Here is a 20,373-nt window from a genome sequence, read left to right as displayed (position 1 = left end):
GTTTTTTGCGGGAACCTTCGCGCAATCAGGTTAGTCAGACCCTGTATCAACAAGAGCGAGCATTGTGCTCCGGTGCTTGTCGCTTGTTGGGCGGGTCTTTGTAGGCCACGTTTAACCCCGAGTCGTCTCCCCACTTCTCGGGGTTTCTTTTGCCTGGCGTTTGGTCAGGGTGCCTCATTCTGGAAAAACTGTTTGGCGTTTTCCAGATACTCGTTGCGCATTTTCGGGTCGAGCCATTGTGCGTAAAGCTCGACCAGCCTGATCTGCCCCGGTCCGCGCAATATTTTGTTGATGTGAGTGATGGCCTGACGGCCCTGCTCGGTATCCGAGCAAGCAATATGAATCGACTGGTACTTGTCCGTGCCGCGAATCGGGAAGAACTCCAGTTCGTCGGGCGAAATGCCTTGCTGTCGGGCCTGATAACGAATTTCCGACCAGTACCCCAGCAGGGCGGTCAAACGACCCAGGCGCTGCATTTGCAGCAGGCTGCCAAGGGCATCGTTACCGTAATGGGCTGCCAGGCTGTTGCTCGGTGCCTGTTGCAGCAGGCGGTCAACGACCTGACCGTAACTGCGTTCGGCGATCACTCCCAGTTTCTTGTCCTGATGAGCCAACAAGCGCTCCAGATCGACGCTGTTGCCGATGATGAAGGGCGCAAGGGCTTCGCGGTCCGCATGGCGTATCACAATGCCGTTGCCAGGGACTCGATAGGCCGCGATGGAATAGACGATCCGTTTCGCCCGTTCCGCGCTCCACAGCAGCGAAGGGTCGCAGGTGAAGCTGGGTTCCAGGAGCATTTGCATGCCGCGCGCACGGTTGACCTGAAAGGTTGTGTGTTGGTACTCGGGCATGCTGGCGATCAATTGCGGTAAATACCGATCGATCACGCCCTGGTTTTTTTGCGGCCCGTCGACAATCGTCAGCGGCGGCAGATCGCGCAGCAACCAGATCAACGTGTCCTTGGCTTGAGCGGCCGAGGGGATTGCCAGCAGGCATGCTAGCGTTGTGCCGAAACCCAGCACACGCAGGTACTGCGCCGCGCCTCTGCGAATGGCTGACAACCCTTGCAGTTTAGATAGCCCCATCTGCACGCAGTTGCGCGATCTGTTCCACGTCATAGCCAAGCTCGCTCAACACCTGCACGTTATGTTCACCGAGCTGCGCGCCAACCCATTCGCAAGCGCCCGGTGTTTCCGAGAGTTTCGGCACGATGCCCGGCATCTTGAAGTCTTTTCCATCGGGCAGCTTGGCTTGCAGGAACATTTCCCGGGCAAGAAATTGCGGGTCGCTGAACATGTCTTCGGCGCTGAAGATCCGGCTGGCCGGCACTTCGGCCTGGTTCAACTGCTCGATCACCGCATCCAGCGGCAACGAACTGACCCAGCGATCAATGACCCCATACAGTTCATCGCGACGGCTATCGCGGCCATCGTTGCTGGCAAGCGCTGGATCGTTGGCCAGGTCGTCGCGGCCAATGGTCTGCATGAAGCGCTTGAAGATCGCATCACCGTTGGCGCCGATCTGCACGTGTTTGCCGTCGGCGCTGGTGTGGATGGAGGAGGGCGTGATGCCGGGCATGATGTTGCCGGTGCGCTCGCGGATAAACCCGAACACATCGAATTCCGGGACCATGCTTTCCATCATGGCGAAGATCGCTTCGTACAACGCCACGTCCACCACTTGCCCCAGACCACCGTTGACCTCACGGTGACGCAAGGCCATCAGCGCGCCGATCACGCCCCAGAGCGCGGCAATCGAGTCACCGATGGAAATCCCGGTACGCACCGGCGGTCGATCCTCGAACCCGGTGATATAACGCAAACCGCCCATGGACTCGCCCACTGCGCCGAAGCCCGGTTGATCCTTCATCGGCCCGGTTTGGCCAAAGCCGGACAGACGGACCATCACCAGTTTTGGGTTCAGCGCATGCAGCACCTCCCAGCCCAGGCCGAGTTTTTCCAGCACGCCGGGGCGGAAGTTTTCGATCAGGATGTCGGCTTCGCCGAGCAACTGCTTGAGGATTGCCAGGCCGTCGGGGTGCTTGAGGTTCAGCGTCAGGGACTTCTTGTTGCGCGCCTGGACGAACCACCACAGCGAAGTGCCCTCGTAGAGTTTGCGCCACTTGCGCAACGGGTCGCCGCCGTCCGGAGATTCGATCTTGATCACTTCGGCGCCAAACTCGGCACAAATACGCGAGGCGAAAGGGCCGGCGATCAAAGTGCCGAGTTCGATGATTTTCAGGCCGGCAAGGGGTTTGGTGGTGAGCGGCATGGTCAATCCTGTAGGACAAAGGCTGAGCGAGTAGATCGTTTTATCATAGGCCGGAGCTCATCGCCCACGCTTGATGGCCGTCATGATTCGTTGATTGACCCCGGCATCGGTTAGACTTGCCGCCTTTCCTCGTATCAAGAAGCCCGTTCATGGCCCAGCCGTCCACGACCTACAAGTTTGAACTGAACCTTACCGACCTCGACCGCAGTGTGTACGAGAGCGTCAAGCAGACCATCGCCCGCCACCCTTCGGAAACCGAAGAGCGCATGACCGTGCGGCTGTTGGCCTACGCCCTCTGGTACAACGAGCAGCTGTCCTTTGGTCGTGGTCTGTCGGAAGTGGACGAGCCGGCCCTGTGGGAAAAGAGCCTGGATGACCGCGTTCTGCACTGGATCGAAGTCGGCCAGCCAGATGCCGATCGCCTGACCTGGTGCTCGCGTCGTACCGAACGCACCAGCCTGTTGGCTTACGGCAGCCTGCGCGTTTGGGAAGGCAAAGTGGTGCCAGCAGTCAAAAACCTGAAAAACGTCAACATTGCCGCGGTGCCTCAGGAAGTCCTGGAAACCCTGGCCAAGGACATGCCCCGCGTTATCAAGTGGGACGTGATGATCAGCGAAGGGACGATCTTCGTCACCGACGACCGTGGTCAACACGAAGTCCAGCTGCAATGGTTGGCCGGCGAGCGCGGCTGATTTTTCGCCGCAGGATCGCATCACCCGGTTTTATCCTACGTATTCAAGAGAAGCACCTGTCACCCCATGCGCATCGAACCTCGCCTATTGCCTGACACCCTGCCATTCCTCGGTGATATTCCACCCCTGCTGACCCGTTTATACGCGGCGCGGGGTGTGCAGTCTGAGGCGGAACTGGACAAGAGCCTGGCGCGCTTGATCCCGTATCAACAGCTTAAGGGTATCGAGGCGGCGGTGGACTTGCTGGTGGTGGCGCTGGAGCAGCGTCAGCGGATTCTGATCGTTGGCGACTTCGATGCCGATGGCGCCACTGCGAGCACCGTTGGCCTGTTGGGACTGCGCCTGCTGGGCGCGGCTCACGTCGATTATCTGGTGCCCAACCGCTTCGAGTACGGCTACGGCCTGACCCCGGAAATCGTCGCGGTGGCGTTGCAGCGCCAGCCACAACTGCTGATCACCGTGGACAACGGCATTTCCAGCGTCGAGGGCGTGGCGGCGGCGAAACAGGCCGGGCTCAAGGTCCTGGTCACCGATCACCACTTGCCCGGTGACGAGCTGCCGTTGGCCGATGCCATCGTCAATCCGAACCAGCCCGGTTGTGAGTTCCCAAGCAAGGCGCTGGCCGGGGTCGGGGTGATTTTTTATGTGCTGATGGCGTTGCGTGCACGCTTGCGCAGCCTGGGCTGGTACGAGAGCAGGCCGCAGCCGAACATCGGAGAATTGCTGGATCTGGTGGCGCTGGGCAGCGTCGCCGACGTGGTGCCACTGGATGCCAACAACCGGATCCTGGTGCATCAGGGCCTGGAGCGGATTCGCGCCGGTCGGGCTCGGCCGGGCATCAAGGCCATTCTCGAAGTGGCCAAGCGTGATCACTCGCGTATCACCTCGACCGATCTGGGGTTCATCCTCGGCCCGCGCCTGAACGCGGCGGGGCGTCTGGACGACATGAGCCTGGGCATCGAATGCCTGCTCACCGAAGACGTGGCGCTGGCCCGGGAAATGGCCGCGCAACTCGACGGGATGAATCAGGACCGCAAGTCCATCGAGCAAGGCATGCAGCGCGAAGCGTTGGCCCAGCTCAAGGACTTGCCGCTGGAGTCGATGCCTTTTGGCTTGTGCCTGTTCGATCCCGAGTGGCACCAGGGTGTCATCGGAATCCTTGCTTCGCGTATGAAAGAGCGCTATTTCCGTCCGACCATCGCCTTTGCCGATGCAGGCGACGGCATGCTCAAGGGCTCGGGACGTTCCGTGCAGGGCTTTCACATTCGTGATGCCTTGAGTGTGGTGGCGGCGCAACATCCGACACTGATCAGCAAGTACGGTGGTCACGCCATGGCGGCGGGTCTGACGTTACCGGAAGCGAACTTTCCATTGTTTGCCGAAGCCTTCGACGCTGAAGTTCGCCGGCAAATGCGTGAAGAGGACCTGACCGGGCGTTTGCTGTCGGATGGCACCCTGGCAGTCGAAGAGTTTCACCTGGAACTGGCCCGCGCCTTGCGCCATGCCGGTCCTTGGGGCCAACACTTCCCGGAGCCGCTGTTTCACGGGGTGTTCCAGTTGGTCGAGCAGCGAGTGGTCGGTGAACGCCACCTCAAGGTAGTGCTGAAAAGCGAATGTGGTTCGGTGAAGCTCGACGGTATTGCGTTTGGCATCGACCGCGACGTCTGGCCGAACCCGACCATTCGCTGGGTCGAGCTGGCCTACAAGCTCGACGTCAACGAGTTCCGCGGCCAGGAAACCGTCCAGCTGATGATTGCCCACATCGAACCGCGCTGAGCCCGGTTCCAGCAGAAATTTCAATGGGGCCTTTGTGGCGAGGGAGCTTGCTCCCGCTGGGGCGCGGAGCGGCCCTAAGTGCGTTTTGTCTGACGCATGTCGGTGAATAGTTTTACGACTGCTGCGCGCGAACGCGGACCGGCCGACGGGAGCAAGCTCCCTCGCCACAGGTTTGATGTTGTACTCAGACTATGCGCTTTCATTTCTTGAACCCTCCCTGATCCGCCGATGTCGTCTAGGCTCTAATCACTGCTTGATTGGCCTTGTGACGTTTTGTCCATTTTTTACCCGCGGGGGCGGGTGCCGCATCCTTTCCTGTCACTCGTCGACTATTCAAACAGAACCCTGGAGCCTGCCCACTGATTTGAGAGGTGCCCCATGAGTCTGCTGCTTGAACCGTATACCCTTCGTCAATTGACCCTGCTCAACCGCATCGCGGTGTCGCCGATGTGCCAATACTCCAGTGTCGATGGACTGGCCAATGACTGGCACCTGGTCCACCTCGGTAGCCGTGCCGTGGGTGGGGCCGGCCTGATATTTACCGAAGCCACGGCAGTCACCGCCGAGGGACGGATCACCGCTCAGGACCTGGGCCTGTGGAACGATGAACAGATCGAACCACTGCAACGCATCACCCGCTTTATCACCGCCCAAGGCGCCGTTGCCGGTATTCAACTGGCCCACGCCGGACGCAAGGCCAGCACCCATCGGCCGTGGCTGGGCAAACATGGCAGTGTCAAACCGGCGGATGGCGGCTGGACCCCGGTCGGCCCCTCGCCGATCGCCTTCGACCCTCAACACACGCCCCCCACACCACTGACCGAGGCGCAGATCGTCGAGGTGATTCAGGCGTTCGTCGAGTCGGCCAAGCGTGCACTGACCGCAGGCTTCAAAGTGGTCGAAGTGCACGCGGCTCATGGCTATCTGCTGCATCAATTTCTGTCGCCGTTGAGCAATCAGCGCCGTGATCAGTACGGCGGGTCTTTCGAAAACCGCATTCGTCTGGTGCTGCAAGTGACCGAGGCGGTACGCGCGGTCTGGCCTGAAGAGTTGCCCTTGTTCGTTCGGGTATCGGCCACCGATTGGGTCGAAGACGGCTGGAACCCGGATGAAACCGTGGAACTGGCGCGGCGCTTGAAAGCGTTGGGGGTCGATCTGATCGACGTGTCATCAGGCGGCACTGCGGCGAATGCGGAGATCCCGACTGGGCCGGGTTATCAGACGCGGTTTGCCGAGCGTGTGCGCAAGGAGTCAGGGATTGCCACCGGCACCGTCGGATTGATTACCGAACCTGCGCAAGCCGAACACATTCTGCGCACCTGTCAGGCCGACATCATCCTGCTGGCTCGCGAACTGTTGCGCGATCCCTATTGGCCACTGCACGCCGACGATGACCTGGGCGGACGCAAAGCCATCTGGCCAGCGCAGTATCAACGGGCGACGAGCCGCGATCAGCCGATTCATGAGTCGGATTTGCGGGACTGAGTGAAGCTGCAAAAACCAAAAGCCCCGGCTGTTTGGCCGGGGCTTGCTTGTCTGGCGGAAATTTTTATCGGCTTTACTGGCCTCATCGCGAGCAAGCTCAGCTCCTACGGGGGAGCGGGGTCGACGAGGTAGATTCCGTAGGAGCAAGGCTTGCCCGCGATGGGGCCCGTCCAGACGCCACTTATCTTATGACGCCGCCCAATCCGGGTACTTGCGCTTGTCCGGCGCAGGCGGGAAATACTGGTACAGCCAGGTTTCGCTCAACGTCCGGTCATGGGTGCGGATGAACAAGCGCAGTTCCACCGGCGCCACGCTGTCATCGGTCGGGACCCAGTCAAAGGTGATTCGATAGCCTTTGATGTCATCCAGCGCCAGCACGTTGAAATCCTTGACCTGACCGCTCGACGCCGTAACCACCGGTTCGATGCCGGTGCCTTCAGGCAAGCGATCCAGTCCGCCGCCGGTGAAGTCGACCGCAAAACGCCGCGCCCAGACTTTCGGATAGTGCTCGCCGGGGGCCCAGCCTTCGACGAAACCGCCCATGCCCGAACGCGTGGCATTGACCCGCGCCAACGGCGTGCCCACCGGCGGCAGGGCGCTCCAGTAGAGCTTGTAGCCGTAGCTCAGCGAGTCGCCTGCGGCCACCGGTTTTTTCGGGGTCCAGAAGGCCACGATGTTGTCCAGGGTTTCGCCTGTAGTCGGGATTTCCAACAGGTCGACAGAGCCTTCGCCCCAGGCGGTAGTCGGCTCGACCCACAGGCTCGGGCGCTTGCTGTACCAATCGACGGTGTCCTGATAGCTGTCGAATTCATGGTCGGTCTGCACCAGTCCGAAGCCTTTCGGGTCCGTGTCGGCAAAGGCGTTGAATTGCAGGGTCGCCGGGTTATTCAGCGGGCGGCAGATCCACTCGCCATTGCCACGCCACATCGCCAGCCGATCCGAGTCGTGGATCTGCGGATGAAGGGTGTCGCACATGCGCCGCTCGTGAGTGCCGCAGCTGAACATGCTGGTCATCGGCGCGATGCCGAGTTGCTCAATGGCTGTGCGCGCATTGACGTGTGCATCGATGGCCATCACCACCTGATTGGCCTGGCAGTCGATGTCAAAGCGGTAGGCACCGGTGGCACTCGGTGAGTCGAGCAGGGCATAGACTACGAAACGGGTGCTGTCCTTGTCCGGGGTTTCGAACCAGAACTTGGTGAAGTCCGGAAATTCTTCGCGCTTCTTCGCGTAGGTGTCGATCGCTAGGCCACGGGCCGACAAACCGTACTGGCCAGTGTTATCCACCGCACGGAAGTAGCTGGCGCCAAGGAACGACACCACGTCGTGTTTATCCAGCTCCGGGGCCTTGAACAGCTTGAACCCGGCAAAACCCAGGTCACCCTTGAGCTGCGCGGTATCGACGCCGCTGTTCTGGTAATTGAACAGGGACGGGTGGAAATGCACCTCCCGCGCTTGACGGGTCTTGGGGTCTACGCTGTACATGCGCACCGGTTGCTTAAAGCCCATGCCGACATGGAAGAACTGCACGTCGAGTTGCCCGTTCAGGTCATTCCACAGCGAATGTCTGGCGTCGTACTGAATCGCGTTGAACTGCTGCGGCGTCATGTTCGCCAGCGTCGGTGGCAACACCTGCTTGGTGTCGGCATAACCACTGCTGGCCAGTTGCTTGGCTTGTGCCTGCAACGCCTCGAAGTCGAAGGTCTGGGCCTCGCCATCGACCGTCCCGGCCCAGGCCCGTGCGGCCAGCAATCCGGTGGCCGAAAGGCCGGTGTAGGCAGCGATGGCAATGGAGGCTTTGAGCAAATTCCTGCGGTGCATAGGACAACCTGTGGTGGACGATCCCGCGGCGTTCCTGGCTGCGATACGGATCAAAATGTGTGGTTCGGACAAGCCTTCGGCCAAACGCGTCGGATTCTAAACAGATGCCCAATAAGATAAAGCGTTCGAAATAACTCGAAAATGAATAGTGCACGCTTCCTGGAAAATTCCCACAGGCCGTGCCAGGCCTGCGTGTTACTCGCAACGCCAGGCGTGCAATTGCATGAGCTGGCCCCCCGAGGATATTCAGCTGTCGTTCAAGCCGACTTGGTGTTTCAAATAAGCGTTTTCATTTATTTGACTAATTACTCTAAAAACAGCTCGCAAACGTTTTTTTGTCCCTATTCTTAGGCTCATGACCGGCCTTTGCCCTTGAGGCCGGTGAACGTTCAGCAGCTGTCTGGCAGGTGCCGGTCGCTGCTGAAGAAGGAGCAGGGCGATGAGGTATCTGAAGTTTCAGTTCACGTGCAGAGGGACATCGTCCATGGAAAAAGCGCAAAGCTTCATCGGGTTTTTAGGGGTTTTCTCTGGCTTGAGCCTCTCGCGAAGGTCGCGGCGGCTGAATTCAGAGGAGGCGAAACTCGTCGAGCAGTATCGGCAGTTATCGGAGAGCGACCGCATTGCAATGCGCTATCTGGCGGATGCGATGCACCGTGTTTCGCAGTTTTGATACGTTGGTGTCTCCAGCAGGTGGGCCGATGCCCACCACTGGAGTCATTGCTGAAGGTGTCAGTCAGAGGCAGGTCGCACCCGGTTGCGGCACTTCTCCACGTTGGGCCAGGCGCGCCAGCACACCGAGGCTTTCAGCATCTTGCCTGGTTGCGGCTTCCTGATAACACGCCAGCCCCCGAGGCATGTCGGGTTTGCCCCAGGTGTCGCCGGTGTAGTGGGAACCCAGGAGTGCGTAGAGTTGCGCCGAGTCGAGTTTCCTGACGCCCCGAACCAGCGTTTCTTTAGCCTTTGGTAGATCCTGGCAAGGACCGCTGTACGATGGGTCGCCACGATCACAATAGAACGACGCGAGCAACATAGTTGCCAGCTCATCGTTGTCTGCGTGTGTCAGCAGCAGCTTTTCGATCAGCGCTGGCTCCATCTCCGGTGACATTTCGGAGTAGCTCAAGGCAATGGCCCGAGTCGCCCCTGCGACGGAACCTTGTTCGGCGGCATGCAAGTCGATTTGCTGGGCCAGGACGAAGAAGTACTGGGTCAGTGGAAACTCCTCCCGCGAGCCGTAGCGTTCATAGATCGAGGCTTTGCGTACTTCCCGTTCCAGCGGTGTTTCGTTGGCAGGCACATGCTCATTGAGCAAGCCTTCGACCGACCACTGTTCGATTTTCATCAAGTTCCAGCAGGTGTTTTTCTCGAATACGAAGGCCTGCAAGACATTGCCCAGTTCGTCGTGGACCGCCAACGTGACTTCATCGACCCAGAAGGTTTTCAAGCCGGCCTTGGCCTGCGCTTGGGGATCGAGCAGTGCCAGGGCATCGGGTTTCAAATCGAATAACTTGCGGCGGATCACGACCGGATAGGACTTTTCGTCGTAAGCAGGGAGTTGCTCCGTCACTGGCGTGGCAGTGTAGGTTTTTTGCAGCTCGGGGCTGACGGAAAAGGCTTTGACGAAGGTCGGCAAATCCTCGGATGGGCAGGTTGGTTCAACGGCGTTGTTTGCATTCACCCACGAGCACCATAAGCACAGAAGGGTGAGTGACAGGTATTTGAGAAAGGCGTGACTGTTCATTGAGGATCCATCGCTCTTAAACGGGAAGTGACTGACTGTCTTGATCGCAATAGATCATCGAACCCAACGGGTTGTTGAGTGTTTTGATCGAGGTAGACATCTTGGATGTTACAGCTGGTCATGCCCAGGAATTGCTCTTCCAGGGTCATGGCGATACAGGTGTTGGCAGTGAGTGCCAGCAGGGCAAACAAGCCGAAAATGGAAAAAACGGTACGACGGGGCATTCACGCGTCCTTGCGAGGAGAGTCAAAGAGGATGTTGATCCAATCAAGCGCTTGTCAGTACGCAATAATGTTCGTGGATGATGTTTAAGTCACTCTCAAATTGCTCGGTCAGTGCGGCTCTCTTCAGCCTTCGCATGGGCTTGGTTGGGGAGAGATAGGGAGAGATAGGGGAGGGAGAAGACCCGTTACTGGCTGCATCCATGCAGCCAGTTCCGAAGGGTCGATGTTACGCATTGTTCAATGCGGCTCCCGATCAAGTCGCAGTGAGTCAGGCGCGGATATCTCGATCATATCCCAACGTGTTTGTTATCGAACTCAAACCCGGTGCCTGAAGGCCCTATATTGCTTCGATACTATTTCAGCGTTACATCAATCATCGGGGGAATGTAACCATAGTCATATTCGGCCACCACGAAAGTCTGCTGCCCTTTCACCTTGATGCCCACTGTCGGCGCTTCAGTGCCGCCGACCCGGTACTGCATTCCGGTGTCGCTTTCCTTTGTGGGTACGGTGTCGATGAACGAAGTCACCAGGCCGTTAGGCATCACGTAATGTGAATAGGTTTGAAATGGCTGGGAAGAGGGGTTGCCCAGCACCAGACCGGAACCGTTCAGTGGCACGTAAGGGCCGAAGAGCGAATCCGCGACGAAACCGTACACCCCGTCCGGACCGGTCACACCGTCGGCATAAGTGAATTTATGGCTGATGGTGAACAAATAGTATTTGCCGTCCTGAAACAGGAAGTGTGGACGTTCGGTCTGGTCATTGACGCCCACTGCAGTCAGCAGTGGCGGCAACATTTCCCAGTCGTCGCCATCTTCGTCATTCGCTACGGCGATACCGACACAGGCGGTTTGGAAGCGCGAGTTACCGACATCTTCATAGCCCGGCGGTACGTCGCCGATTTCAGCTTCGCCGACCTTGTGCGAACCACGCTCACCGGCCACGTTGCCCTCAAACAGCATGTACAACTTGCCGTCTTTCGGATCGCGGAACGGCCATGGATCACGGAAGCCCCAGTACGGATTCTGCGCTTCGGTCTGATAGATCTCGCCGTCAGCCTCGAACAGCGACGTAACCTTTTTGAAGCCCACCATCTCGACGCCATGCTCGGTGGTGACCACGCGGCCACGCACCTTGACGATCGTGGCGCCCGGCGTGACGGCGGTGTAATACAAATCCACGTCGCCCTGGTCGTTCAACAGAATCGGGGAGCCAGCCCATTCACGCGTGGTTGGAGACACACCTTGCGCCATCACGCGACCACCAAACTGCCAGTCTTTACCGGTGCGGGAAAACCAGTAGTACATCTTTGCCCGACCATGACGATCGTTCCAGTCTCGGACGATGTCGTAATTACCGTTCTCGTCGATGTACTCCGGATCATTCGGGTGACGATCTGCCGTCAAGGTGAAAATGACCGACCAGCCGTCGACAGAAGCCACGTTACCGTCGATATCGCGCAGCGGCATGGTGTCCCAGATGAACACCTCGTTGCTCAATACCGGGAAATCCGCACTGACCAGAGGCTGGGTAGTGGTCGGATCATCCGCGTGAACTTTTAGCGCGTCGGCGCGGGTCCACAAGCTGGGTTGGTGGGGAAGCTGACCAAGTTTTTCAGTGTTGCTTTTCATAGGGAGAACCTCATCCATGAATATATTTAAATGAATCTTCGTTAGTGACTGTATATCCATACAGTGATTTCACTGTAGGTCAGTGGATTTTCAAGATCAAGGAAAAATTCCATTTTTTTGAATCTATGGGTTTTTTGTTGCTAGCTGATACGTTTCATTAGGTGATTTTTTGCACAAAAAAGGCCTACCTCTCGGTAAGCCTCTGGTCGTCCGCCGTGCGGCATGATGTGGTTTTGAAGTGAAAAGATCTTTTTGGACCGTTACGCAGCCCAACGGAGGGCACGCTCCGCTCGCCACAAACCAGTGCGCAATTTCTGATCTGTTTATTCTTTCCCCAAAGCCTCGGTCGGAGGCTACGTTGCCTTGCGTCGCTGCCTACAACTTCACCAGAACTCCCCGGCTTGTACGCTTTGTTGCCCATCTCTATTGTTTCCGGGTCGCTGCTTATTCAGCGGCCGGGCCTGGAAACCCGTGAGCAAAAGGGCGCAACAGCGCGCCACATGACATACTGCGGCGCTTTTTTGTGCTCGCAGTTCTGCGTTATGGCTGCTGTGCGTGGGAGACCTTCGGGTCTGCCGGGTACCTTTTGCCTCGGTTTTCCAGCCCGCGTACAGCTGCCACCCTTTCGCCTGGAAACGAAAACGGCAGCTCCTCAACGCAAAAGGAGCATCACCATGTTCAAAGCCACGCCCAATCCACCCGAAACCGATCCGGTTTCTCCCTACGCCTCTATCGACTCGAAAGAACTCCACGCCGCCGCGCACCGTGCGCTCGATCATTACCTGGTGCTGCCCGAGACCAAGCAGTTGTTGGCCGACCGCCGCCCCGGCTGTATTTTCGTCATTGCCCCCGACATCGACAGCGAAACCCTGCTGGCCCATGCCTGCGAGACGCTCGCGTCGGTCAATGTCATGGCCAGCGATCTGGCGTTCGAACTTGAAGGCCCCAAACGCAATACCGCGTTGGCAATTCAGCAGATGATCTCGCTGGCCGAGTTGGCCGTGAATCGCGCACTGGATAACTTCGATCAACCAGAGACTTAGCAGCACCACGGTGTGGCGAGGGAGCTTGCTCCCGCTGGGCTGCGTAGCAGCCCCAAAACCGGCGAATGAGATCCATCTGAAAAATTGTCATCGCCAGTATTGGGAGCGCTACGCGCTCCAGCGGGAGCAAGCTCCCTCGCCACAGGTGTTTCGTTGCTACTTGAGATGCACTGCTTATAAAACGCAACGTACCCTCGGCTATACTCCCCTCCATTTGAACGGCCCCGAGGACTGACTGTGAAGAACTGGACGTTGCGCCAACGCATTTTGGCGAGCTTTGCGGTAATTATCGCCATCATGCTGCTGATGGTCATGGTCTCGTTCTCGAGTCTGCTGAAGATTGAATCCAGCGAGGAAACGGTTCAGACGGATGCCGTTCCGGGGTTGTATTACAGCTCGATGATTCGTGGCGCCTGGGTCGACAGCTACGTCTTGACCCAACGGATCGTTGGCCTCTCGGAACATCGCGACATGAGTGCCGCTGACCTGGAGCTGTACAAGGGCGCCGAGGCGCACCTGAAAGACGAGATGGCCAACTATCGGAAAACGATCTTCACCACCGAGGATCGGGTCGATTTCGAAGCATTCGAGGCTCGTTATCAAACGTACAATCAGACGTTGGCTAAAGTCGTCGGTCTGTATCAGCAAAAACAATACGAACAGGCTCGTCTGGCGCTGGAGCAGGAGTTGACGCCCGCGTGGGTCGATGGCCGCAAGCAGTTGAATGTTGTGATTGATAGCAATCGTGATCAGTCCAATGCCGCCACTGAAGCCATCCGCCAAGCAGTTACTGCGGCAAAAGCCAGCATGGGCGTGTCTTTGCTGGTGGCGGTCATCGCTGCCGGCCTCTGTGGCCTGCTGTTGATGCGCGCGATCATGGCGCCGATGAACCGCATCGTGCAGATCCTCGACATCATGCGCACCGGCGATCTCAGCAGCCGTTTGAACCTCGATCGCAAAGACGAATTCGGCGCGGTGGAAACCGGCTTCAACGACATGATGACCGAGCTGACCTCGCTGGTGTCCCAGGCGCAGCGTTCCTCGGTACAGGTCACCACCTCGGTGACCGAAATCGCCGCCACCTCCAAACAGCAGCAGGCGACCGCCACTGAAACGGCGGCCACTACCACCGAAATCGGCGCCACCTCGCGTGAAATCGCCGCCACCTCGCGGGATCTGGTGCGGACCATGACCGAAGTCTCCACCGCCGCCGATCAGGCCTCGGTGCTGGCCGGTTCCGGTCAGCAGGGGCTGGCGCGGATGGAAGAGACCATGCACTCGGTGATGGGCGCGGCTGACCTGGTCAATGCCAAACTGGCGATCCTCAACGAGAAGGCCGGCAACATCAATCAGGTGGTGGTGACCATCGTCAAGGTCGCGGACCAGACCAACCTGCTGTCGCTGAACGCCGCCATCGAAGCGGAAAAGGCCGGTGAATACGGTCGCGGTTTTGCCGTGGTCGCCACCGAAGTTCGACGTCTGGCAGACCAGACCGCCGTCGCCACCTACGACATCGAGCAGATGGTTCGCGAGATCCAGTCGGCGGTGTCGGCCGGCGTCATGGGCATGGACAAATTCTCTGAAGAAGTCCGCCGTGGCATGTCCGAAGTGCAGCAGGTCGGTGAGCAGCTGTCGCAGATCATCCACCAGGTTCAGGCGCTGGCGCCGCGGGTGTTGATGGTTAACGAGGGCATGCAGGCCCAGGCCACGGGCGCCGAACAGATCAACCATGCGCTGGTGCAGTTGGGTGATGCCAGCAGCCAGACGGTCGAGTCCTTGCGTCAGGCCAGTTCCGCCATCGACGAGCTGAGCCAGGTGGCCGTTGGGCTACGCAGCGGCGTCTCGCGATTTAAAGTCTGATGAGCGAACTCGTGGCGAAACGCGGCGCAGGCATGGCGCCCAGGCAGTCATTGTTTCTGGTGTTTCGTATCGGTGACGAGCGTTATGCATTGCAAGCCATTGAAGTGGCCGAAGTGCTGCCGCGCCTGCCGCTCAAACCGATTGCCGGGACGCCTTCATGGGTCGCGGGGGTGTTTGCCTATCGCGGCGCGGTGGTGCCGGTAATCGATGTCGGCGAGCTGGCGTTCGGTCAGCCGGCCCAGGCGCGCACCAGCACCCGATTGGTGCTGGTGCATTATCAGCCGGATGACGCCACGCCCGGGCAATTGCTCGGGCTGATTCTTGAGCAGGCGACCGACACCCTGCGTTGCAACCCGGCGGACTTCCAGCCCTATGGCCTGGATAACCGTCAGGCGCCGTATTTGGGGCCGGTGCGTGAAGACGCCCAAGGCCTGCTGCAATGGGTGCGTGTCGCAGACTTGCTGGATGCCCAGGTGCGGGCGCTGCTGTTCCCGTCGCCGCCGCTGGACCTGGCGATGCTTGAGGAGCGCCCATGAGCAGCGACCAGCGCTTTTTCGACTTCCTCAAAGAACGTATCGGTCTGGACGTGAACTCCGTCGGCCCGGCGATCATCGAGCGGGCCGTGCGCCAGCGCATGACCGCGCAGCAGGTGGAAACGGCCGATGAGTACTGGCTGCGACTGCGAGGCTCGGCAGACGAGCAACAGGCATTGATCGAAGGCGTGATCGTCCCGGAAACCTGGTTTTTCCGTTACCCGGAATCCTTTGCCACGCTGGCCAGGCTGGCGCTCAAGCGCCTGGCGGAGATCAAGGGTATGCGCGCGCTGCGGATTCTCAGCCTGCCGTGCTCGACTGGCGAAGAACCGTATTCGATTGCCATGGCGTTATTCGATGGTGGGCTTGCGCCGCACCAGTTCAAGGTCGACGGGGTGGACGTCAGTCCGCTGTCGGTCGAGCGAGCCAAGCGTGCGCTGTACGGCAAGAACTCCTTTCGTGGGCAGCAAACCGATTTCCGCGAGCGCTACTTCAGCACCGAAGACGACGGCTATCGCGTCAGCGAGCGGGTGCGCGAACAGGTGCGTTTGCAGGTGGGCAACCTGCTGGACCCGACCTTGCTGGCCAATGAGCCAGCCTATGACTTTGTGTTTTGTCGCAACCTGCTGATCTATTTCGATCAGCCTACCCAGCAACAGGTTCTCCAGGTGCTCAAGCGCCTGACTCACGTAGAGGGCGTGCTGTTTATCGGCCCGGCCGAAGGCAGTTTGCTGGGGCATCTGGGGATGCGTTCGATCGGTATCCCACAATCCTTCGCCTTCAGCCGTCACAGCGAGCCAGAACCCGCACCGCCCTCCGTGTTTAGTACACCGCCGTTGCCGGTGAGTTTGCCGCTGCGCAGCGTTTCACCACCGCCAGTGCGCAGCCGACCTTTTGCCGCTGTTGCACCGGCGCCGCGTGCGAGCCTTGAGAAAGCACCGAATACCGATGCGGCTGCGCTGCTGGCAAGCATTGCAACCCTGGCTAACGAAGGTAAAAGCCTCGAAGCACAGGCCGCCTGTGAGGAATACCTGCGCAACCATGAGCCGGTGGCGCAGGTGTTTTACTGGCTGGGGCTGCTCAGTGATGTCGCCGGCAACGTGCTGCAAGCCCAGGGTTTTTATCGCAAGGCGCTGTATTTGCAACCGCAGCATCCCGAAGCACTGATGCACCTGTCGGTGTTATTGGCGTCCCAGGGGGATGCGTCCGGCGCCCGTCGATTGCAGCAACGCGCCGCTCGTAATGAGCGCACCGCTGACAGTGAGCGTAAACGATGACCGGTTCTGTTTCGCTGAACGTGACCCATGCAGATGCCCAGGCTATCGACGACTGCTGGAACCGTATCGGTATCCACGGCGACAAGTCCTGCCCGCTGCTGATCGAGCACATTCACTGTCGCAATTGCGCGGTGTATTCCGCGGCGGCGACACGTTTGCTGGATCGCTATGCCTTGCAGCAGGACGACCGCGCGCAAGTGTCCACTGCCGTTGAAACGGACGTGGTCACGCGCTCGCTGTTGATGTTCCGCCTCGGCGAAGAATGGCTCGCCCTGGCCACCCGCAGCCTGGTGGAAGTGGCGCCGATGCAGGCGATTCATTCGCTGCCGCATCAGCGTTCGCGAGCGCTGCTGGGGGTGGCGAATGTGCGTGGCGCGCTGGTGGCGTGCCTGTCGCTGGTGGAATTGCTCGGGCTGGAAGCGACCACCGGTGTTGCCTCTGGCGTGCGGATCATGCCGCGCATGTTGATCATTGCTGCTCACGGCGGCCCGGTGGTGGTGCCGGTGGATGAAGTGGACGGGATTCATGCCATTGATGAGCGGATTCTCGACGCCGCGTCCCGCTCAGGTGAGCAGGCCAGTGCCAAGTACACCCGTGGCGTCCTGCAATTCAGAGGTCGCAGCCTGCGCTGGCTGGATGAAGAACAGGTATTGTCCGCCGTGACCCGGAGCCTGGCATGACCCCCGATCAAATGCGCGACGCGTCATTGCTGGAGCTCTTCAGTCTTGAAGCCGAGGCCCAGACCCAGGTGCTCAGCGCCGGGTTGCTGGCGCTGGAACGTGACCCGACCCAGGCCGATCAGCTGGAAGCCTGCATGCGCGCCGCGCATTCGCTCAAGGGCGCGGCGCGGATCGTTGGTGTGGATGCCGGAGTCAGCGTTTCTCATGTGATGGAAGATTGCCTGGTCAGCGCGCAGGAGGGGCGACTTTTTCTGCGCCCCGAACACATTGACGCGCTGCTGCAAGGCACTGACTTGCTGATGCGCATCGCCACGCCAGGCAGTGCCAACGTGGGGCCGGGCGATATCGAAGCCTACGTGGCGCTGATGGGGCGTTTGCTCGATCCATTGGCGGCGGTTGCAGCACCTGCCGTGGCACAGCCCTCATTGCCGCCCGAGCCACCGGCACCGCACGTCGAGCCGCCGGACCTGGTGTCGGAACTCGAGTCGTCGCTGGCGGCTTCGGTCGAGGCGTCGCGTAAAGCCAAACGCGTCACCGAAGGTGGCGAGCGGGTGTTGCGGGTGACCGCCGAGCGCTTGAATAGCCTGCTCGATCTGTCGAGCAAATCGCTGGTGGAAACCCTGCGTCTCAAGCCTTACCTGGCGGCGATGCAGCGTCTCAAACGCACGCAGAGCAACAGTCTGCGCGCTCTGGAAAACCTCAATGTTCACCTCAAGGAGCAAGACCTGAGCCTTGAGGCCCAGGAAGCGCTCGGCGATGCGCGGCGGCTGTTGGCCGAATCGCAGCAGTTGCTGGCTGAGAAAACCGCTGAGCTTGATGAGTTTGCCTGGCAGGCGAGTCAGCGCGCTCAGGTGCTGTATGACACGGCGCTGGCCTGTCGCATGCGGCCGTTTGCCGATGTGCTGACCGGGCAGGCGCGGATGGTTCGCGATCTGGGACGTAGTCTGGGCAAGCAAGTGCGGCTGGAAATCGAGGGTGAAAAGACCCAGGTCGACCGCGATGTGTTGGAGAAGCTCGAAGCGCCGCTGACCCATTTGTTGCGCAATGCGGTAGACCACGGCATCGAAACACCCGAACAACGCCTGCTGGCCGGCAAGCCTGCCGAAGGGCTGATTCGCTTGCGCGCGTCCAACCAGGCCGGGCTGCTGTTGCTGGAATTGAGCGACGATGGCCATGGCGTGGATCTGGAGCAAGTGCGCGCCAGTATCGTCGAGCGTCAACTGTCACCGGCCGAGACCGCGGCGCAGTTGAGCGAAGAAGAGCTGCTGACGTTCCTCTTCCTGCCGGGCTTCAGCCTGCGCGACAAAGTTACCGAGGTGTCCGGTCGTGGCGTCGGCCTGGATGCGGTTCAGCACATGGTCCGCCAGTTACGCGGCGCTGTGGTGCTGGAACAGAAGGCCGGCGAGGGCAGTCGTTTCCAGCTTGAGGTGCCGTTGACATTGTCGGTGGTGCGCAGTCTGGTGGTGGAAGTGGGCGAGGAGGCGTATGCCTTTCCACTGGCGCACATCGAGCGCATGTGCGATTTGGCGTCGGACGAAATCGTCCAGATTGAAGGTCGTCAGCACTTCTGGCACGAAGGTCGACACGTTGGCCTCGTCGCGGCCAGCCAGCTGCTCAATCGCCCGGCGAGTCAGAACAGCCCGGCGACTCTTAAAGTCGTGGTCATCCGTGACCGCGATACGGTGTACGGTGTGGCCGTCGAGCGGTTTATTGGCGAGCGCACGTTGGTGGTGCTGCCGCTGGATGAGCGGCTGGGCAAGGTTCAGGACATTTCTGCCGGGGCCTTGCTCGATGACGGGTCGGTGGTGTTGATCGTCGACGTCGAAGACCTGCTCCGCTCGGTGGACAAACTGCTCAATACCGGTCGCCTGGAGCGGATCGCCCGACACAGCCAACAGGCCGCCGTCGCTGCACGCAAACGTATTCTGGTGGTCGATGACTCACTGACGGTTCGTGAGTTGCAACGCAAGCTGTTGCTCAATCGGGGTTATGACGTGGCCGTAGCGGTTGACGGCATGGATGGCTGGAACGCGCTGCGTGCCGAGGATTTCGACCTGCTGATTACCGATATTGATATGCCGCGTATGGACGGGATCGAACTGGTTTCGTTGTTGCGCCGTGACAATCGGCTGCAATCGCTGCCGGTGATGGTGGTGTCTTACAAGGATCGTGAAGAAGACCGTCGTCGTGGACTGGACGCTGGAGCCGACTACTATCTAGCCAAGGCCAGCTTTCATGACGATGCACTGCTCGATGCAGTGGTTGAGCTCATAGGAGGAGCGCGGGCATGAAGATCGCTATCGTCAACGATATGCCCATGGCCGTGGAGGCCCTGCGTCGAGCCTTGGCATTCGAGCCGGCGCACGAGGTGGTCTGGGTCGCCCGCAATGGCGCCGAGGCGGTGCAACGTTGCGCCGAGTTCACCCCCGACCTGATCCTGATGGACCTGATCATGCCGGTCATGGATGGCGTCGAAGCAACACGCCGGATCATGGCAGAGACCCCGTGCGCTATTGTTATCGTCACGGTGGACCGGCAGCAGAATGTCCATCGGGTGTTCGAGGCCATGGGCCACGGCGCGCTGGATGTGGTCGATACCCCGGCCCTCGGCGCGGGCGATCCGAAAGAAGCCGCAGCGCCACTGCTGCGCAAGATCATGAATATCGGCTGGCTGATCGGCGAACGCGGTAACCGGGTGCAATCAGCACCGGCTCCTCCCCGTATTCTCGGGCAACGCCAGAGCCTGGTGGCGATCGGTTCTTCTGCCGGCGGGCCGGCGGCGCTGGAAGTCTTGCTCAAGGGCCTGCCACGCGATTTTGCGCCGGCCATCGTGCTGGTCCAGCACGTTGACCAGGTGTTCGCGGCCGGTATGGCTGAATGGCTCGGCAGCGCCAGCGGTCTGGACGTGCGCCTGGCTCAGGAAGGCGAGCCGCCGCAAAGCGGGACGGTGTTGCTGGCGGGCACCAATCACCACATTCGTTTATTGAAGAACGGTACGCTGGCCTACACCGCCGAGCCGGTCAACGAGATCTATCGACCCTCGATCGACGTTTTTTTTGAAAGCGTGGCCACTTACTGGAACGGAGATGCAGTCGGTGTGCTGCTGACCGGCATGGGGCGCGATGGCGCCCAGGGACTTAAATCGATGCGCCAGCAAGGCTACTTGACCATTGCTCAGGATCAGCGCAGCAGTGCGGTATATGGCATGCCGAAAGCGGCCGCCGCCATCGACGCCGCTGTAGAAATTCACCCGTTGGACAAGATAGCGCCACGATTGCTGGAGATCTTTGCAAAATGACTCATCATTGCAGCTGTACTTGCCTTATTCAGGTGCCCGCA

General features: G+C 59.8%; 17 protein-coding genes. 11 read left to right on the top strand and 6 right to left on the bottom strand.

Features of this window, described 5'->3' with window-relative positions:
- Window positions 1–164: 164 nt before the first annotated feature.
- Together AC3WK5_RS09760 and AC3WK5_RS09755 are read right to left on the bottom strand one after the other, a co-directional pair.
- On the bottom strand, window positions 165–1,118 hold the full coding sequence (locus AC3WK5_RS09760; RefSeq protein ID WP_103319599.1) for a TIGR02285 family protein: 954 nt from the start codon (window positions 1,116–1,118) through the stop codon (window positions 165–167).
- Window positions 1,072–2,271 carry a CaiB/BaiF CoA transferase family protein gene (locus AC3WK5_RS09755; RefSeq protein ID WP_103319596.1) on the bottom strand — a complete coding sequence of 400 codons (1,200 nt, stop codon included), beginning with the start codon at window positions 2,269–2,271 and terminating at the stop codon, window positions 1,072–1,074. Before AC3WK5_RS09755 ends, AC3WK5_RS09760 begins: the two co-directional genes overlap by 47 nt.
- A gap of 149 nt (window positions 2,272–2,420) precedes the next feature.
- Here AC3WK5_RS09755 and AC3WK5_RS09750 point away from each other — a divergent pair, with 149 nt between their 5' ends.
- The 3 genes from AC3WK5_RS09750 to AC3WK5_RS09740 all read left to right on the top strand — a co-directional run bounded on the left by AC3WK5_RS09750 (window position 2,421) and on the right by AC3WK5_RS09740 (window position 6,224).
- Window positions 2,421–2,963 carry a YaeQ family protein gene (locus AC3WK5_RS09750; RefSeq protein ID WP_054593842.1) on the top strand — a complete coding sequence of 181 codons (543 nt, stop codon included), beginning with the start codon at window positions 2,421–2,423 and terminating at the stop codon, window positions 2,961–2,963.
- A 66-nt stretch (window positions 2,964–3,029) separates the two neighbouring features.
- Entirely contained in the window at window positions 3,030–4,739 is a 1,710-nt protein-coding gene (gene recJ, locus AC3WK5_RS09745) for a single-stranded-DNA-specific exonuclease RecJ (protein WP_103319594.1), read from the top strand.
- 378 nt (window positions 4,740–5,117) lie between these two features.
- Window positions 5,118–6,224, top strand: a complete 1,107-nt coding sequence (locus AC3WK5_RS09740; protein WP_103319592.1) for an NADH:flavin oxidoreductase/NADH oxidase — start codon at window positions 5,118–5,120, stop codon at window positions 6,222–6,224.
- Between the two features lie 186 nt (window positions 6,225–6,410).
- Here the strand turns inward: AC3WK5_RS09740 and AC3WK5_RS09735 are convergent, their stop codons facing one another.
- A complete protein-coding gene (locus AC3WK5_RS09735; RefSeq protein WP_103319590.1) occupies window positions 6,411–8,045 on the bottom strand; it encodes a glucan biosynthesis protein D in 1,635 nt (544 codons plus the stop codon).
- A gap of 484 nt (window positions 8,046–8,529) precedes the next feature.
- On the opposite strand from AC3WK5_RS09735, the gene AC3WK5_RS09730 reads away from it, so the two are divergent.
- Window positions 8,530–8,715: a hypothetical protein gene (locus tag AC3WK5_RS09730; RefSeq protein WP_103319617.1), complete on the top strand. Its 186-nt coding sequence runs from the start codon at window positions 8,530–8,532 to the stop codon at window positions 8,713–8,715.
- Window positions 8,716–8,778: 63 nt separating this feature from the next.
- Here the strand turns inward: AC3WK5_RS09730 and AC3WK5_RS09725 are convergent, their stop codons facing one another.
- The 3 genes from AC3WK5_RS09725 to AC3WK5_RS09715 all read right to left on the bottom strand — a co-directional run bounded on the left by AC3WK5_RS09725 (window position 8,779) and on the right by AC3WK5_RS09715 (window position 11,641).
- The gene (locus AC3WK5_RS09725) at window positions 8,779–9,720 is read right to left on the bottom strand and encodes a hypothetical protein (RefSeq protein WP_146039838.1); all 942 of its coding nucleotides are present in this window, start codon (window positions 9,718–9,720) and stop codon (window positions 8,779–8,781) included.
- 59 nt (window positions 9,721–9,779) lie between these two features.
- Window positions 9,780–10,007: a hypothetical protein gene (locus tag AC3WK5_RS09720; protein WP_103319585.1), complete on the bottom strand. Its 228-nt coding sequence runs from the start codon at window positions 10,005–10,007 to the stop codon at window positions 9,780–9,782.
- Window positions 10,008–10,360: 353 nt separating this feature from the next.
- Window positions 10,361–11,641 carry a glycoside hydrolase family 68 protein gene (locus AC3WK5_RS09715; RefSeq protein ID WP_103319583.1) on the bottom strand — a complete coding sequence of 427 codons (1,281 nt, stop codon included), beginning with the start codon at window positions 11,639–11,641 and terminating at the stop codon, window positions 10,361–10,363.
- A gap of 674 nt (window positions 11,642–12,315) precedes the next feature.
- Here AC3WK5_RS09715 and AC3WK5_RS09710 point away from each other — a divergent pair.
- From AC3WK5_RS09710 to AC3WK5_RS09680, 7 genes are all read left to right on the top strand, one after another.
- Window positions 12,316–12,684 (top strand): DUF6124 family protein, encoded by a 369-nt coding sequence (locus AC3WK5_RS09710; protein ID WP_103319581.1) that lies wholly within the window; start codon window positions 12,316–12,318, stop codon window positions 12,682–12,684.
- 237 nt (window positions 12,685–12,921) lie between these two features.
- Entirely contained in the window at window positions 12,922–14,544 is a 1,623-nt protein-coding gene (locus AC3WK5_RS09705; protein WP_103319579.1) for a methyl-accepting chemotaxis protein, read from the top strand.
- On the top strand, window positions 14,544–15,080 hold the full coding sequence (locus AC3WK5_RS09700) for a chemotaxis protein CheW (protein ID WP_103319577.1): 537 nt from the start codon (window positions 14,544–14,546) through the stop codon (window positions 15,078–15,080). Before AC3WK5_RS09705 ends, AC3WK5_RS09700 begins: the two co-directional genes overlap by 1 nt.
- The gene (locus tag AC3WK5_RS09695) at window positions 15,077–16,354 is read left to right on the top strand and encodes a CheR family methyltransferase (protein WP_103319574.1); all 1,278 of its coding nucleotides are present in this window, start codon (window positions 15,077–15,079) and stop codon (window positions 16,352–16,354) included. The genes AC3WK5_RS09700 and AC3WK5_RS09695 overlap by 4 nt, the downstream gene beginning before the upstream one ends.
- A complete protein-coding gene (locus AC3WK5_RS09690) occupies window positions 16,351–17,034 on the top strand; it encodes a chemotaxis protein CheW (protein ID WP_103319572.1) in 684 nt (227 codons plus the stop codon). Before AC3WK5_RS09695 ends, AC3WK5_RS09690 begins: the two co-directional genes overlap by 4 nt.
- Complete coding sequence (locus tag AC3WK5_RS09685; RefSeq protein ID WP_103319570.1) at window positions 17,031–19,325, top strand: hybrid sensor histidine kinase/response regulator; 2,295 nt, start codon at window positions 17,031–17,033, stop codon at window positions 19,323–19,325. Before AC3WK5_RS09690 ends, AC3WK5_RS09685 begins: the two co-directional genes overlap by 4 nt.
- Window positions 19,322–20,332, top strand: a complete 1,011-nt coding sequence (locus AC3WK5_RS09680) for a chemotaxis response regulator protein-glutamate methylesterase (RefSeq protein ID WP_103319568.1) — start codon at window positions 19,322–19,324, stop codon at window positions 20,330–20,332. The genes AC3WK5_RS09685 and AC3WK5_RS09680 overlap by 4 nt, the downstream gene beginning before the upstream one ends.
- Window positions 20,333–20,373: the final 41 nt, after the last annotated feature.

The sequence above is a fragment of the Pseudomonas sp. FW306-02-D09B genome, from assembly GCF_058782685.1.
Note: the sequence above shows the minus strand (reverse complement) of the source record. Positions and strands in the feature narration are given on the sequence as shown.

Coding starts and splice junctions, on each gene's coding strand:
- AC3WK5_RS09760 (WP_103319599.1), bottom strand. CDS start 1,118: ATGACGTGGAACAGATCGCGCAACTGCGTGCAGATGGGGCTATCTAAA.
- recJ (WP_103319594.1), top strand. CDS start 3,030: ATGCGCATCGAACCTCGCCTATTGCCTGACACCCTGCCATTCCTCGGT.
- AC3WK5_RS09715 (WP_103319583.1), bottom strand. CDS start 11,641: ATGAAAAGCAACACTGAAAAACTTGGTCAGCTTCCCCACCAACCCAGC.
- AC3WK5_RS09700 (WP_103319577.1), top strand. CDS start 14,544: ATGAGCGAACTCGTGGCGAAACGCGGCGCAGGCATGGCGCCCAGGCAG.
- AC3WK5_RS09685 (WP_103319570.1), top strand. CDS start 17,031: ATGACCCCCGATCAAATGCGCGACGCGTCATTGCTGGAGCTCTTCAGT.
- AC3WK5_RS09680 (WP_103319568.1), top strand. CDS start 19,322: ATGAAGATCGCTATCGTCAACGATATGCCCATGGCCGTGGAGGCCCTG.
- AC3WK5_RS09720 (WP_103319585.1), bottom strand. CDS start 10,007: ATGCCCCGTCGTACCGTTTTTTCCATTTTCGGCTTGTTTGCCCTGCTG.
- AC3WK5_RS09730 (WP_103319617.1), top strand. CDS start 8,530: ATGGAAAAAGCGCAAAGCTTCATCGGGTTTTTAGGGGTTTTCTCTGGC.
- AC3WK5_RS09695 (WP_103319574.1), top strand. CDS start 15,077: ATGAGCAGCGACCAGCGCTTTTTCGACTTCCTCAAAGAACGTATCGGT.
- AC3WK5_RS09735 (WP_103319590.1), bottom strand. CDS start 8,045: ATGCACCGCAGGAATTTGCTCAAAGCCTCCATTGCCATCGCTGCCTAC.
- AC3WK5_RS09710 (WP_103319581.1), top strand. CDS start 12,316: ATGTTCAAAGCCACGCCCAATCCACCCGAAACCGATCCGGTTTCTCCC.
- AC3WK5_RS09740 (WP_103319592.1), top strand. CDS start 5,118: ATGAGTCTGCTGCTTGAACCGTATACCCTTCGTCAATTGACCCTGCTC.
- AC3WK5_RS09690 (WP_103319572.1), top strand. CDS start 16,351: ATGACCGGTTCTGTTTCGCTGAACGTGACCCATGCAGATGCCCAGGCT.
- AC3WK5_RS09755 (WP_103319596.1), bottom strand. CDS start 2,271: ATGCCGCTCACCACCAAACCCCTTGCCGGCCTGAAAATCATCGAACTC.
- AC3WK5_RS09750 (WP_054593842.1), top strand. CDS start 2,421: ATGGCCCAGCCGTCCACGACCTACAAGTTTGAACTGAACCTTACCGAC.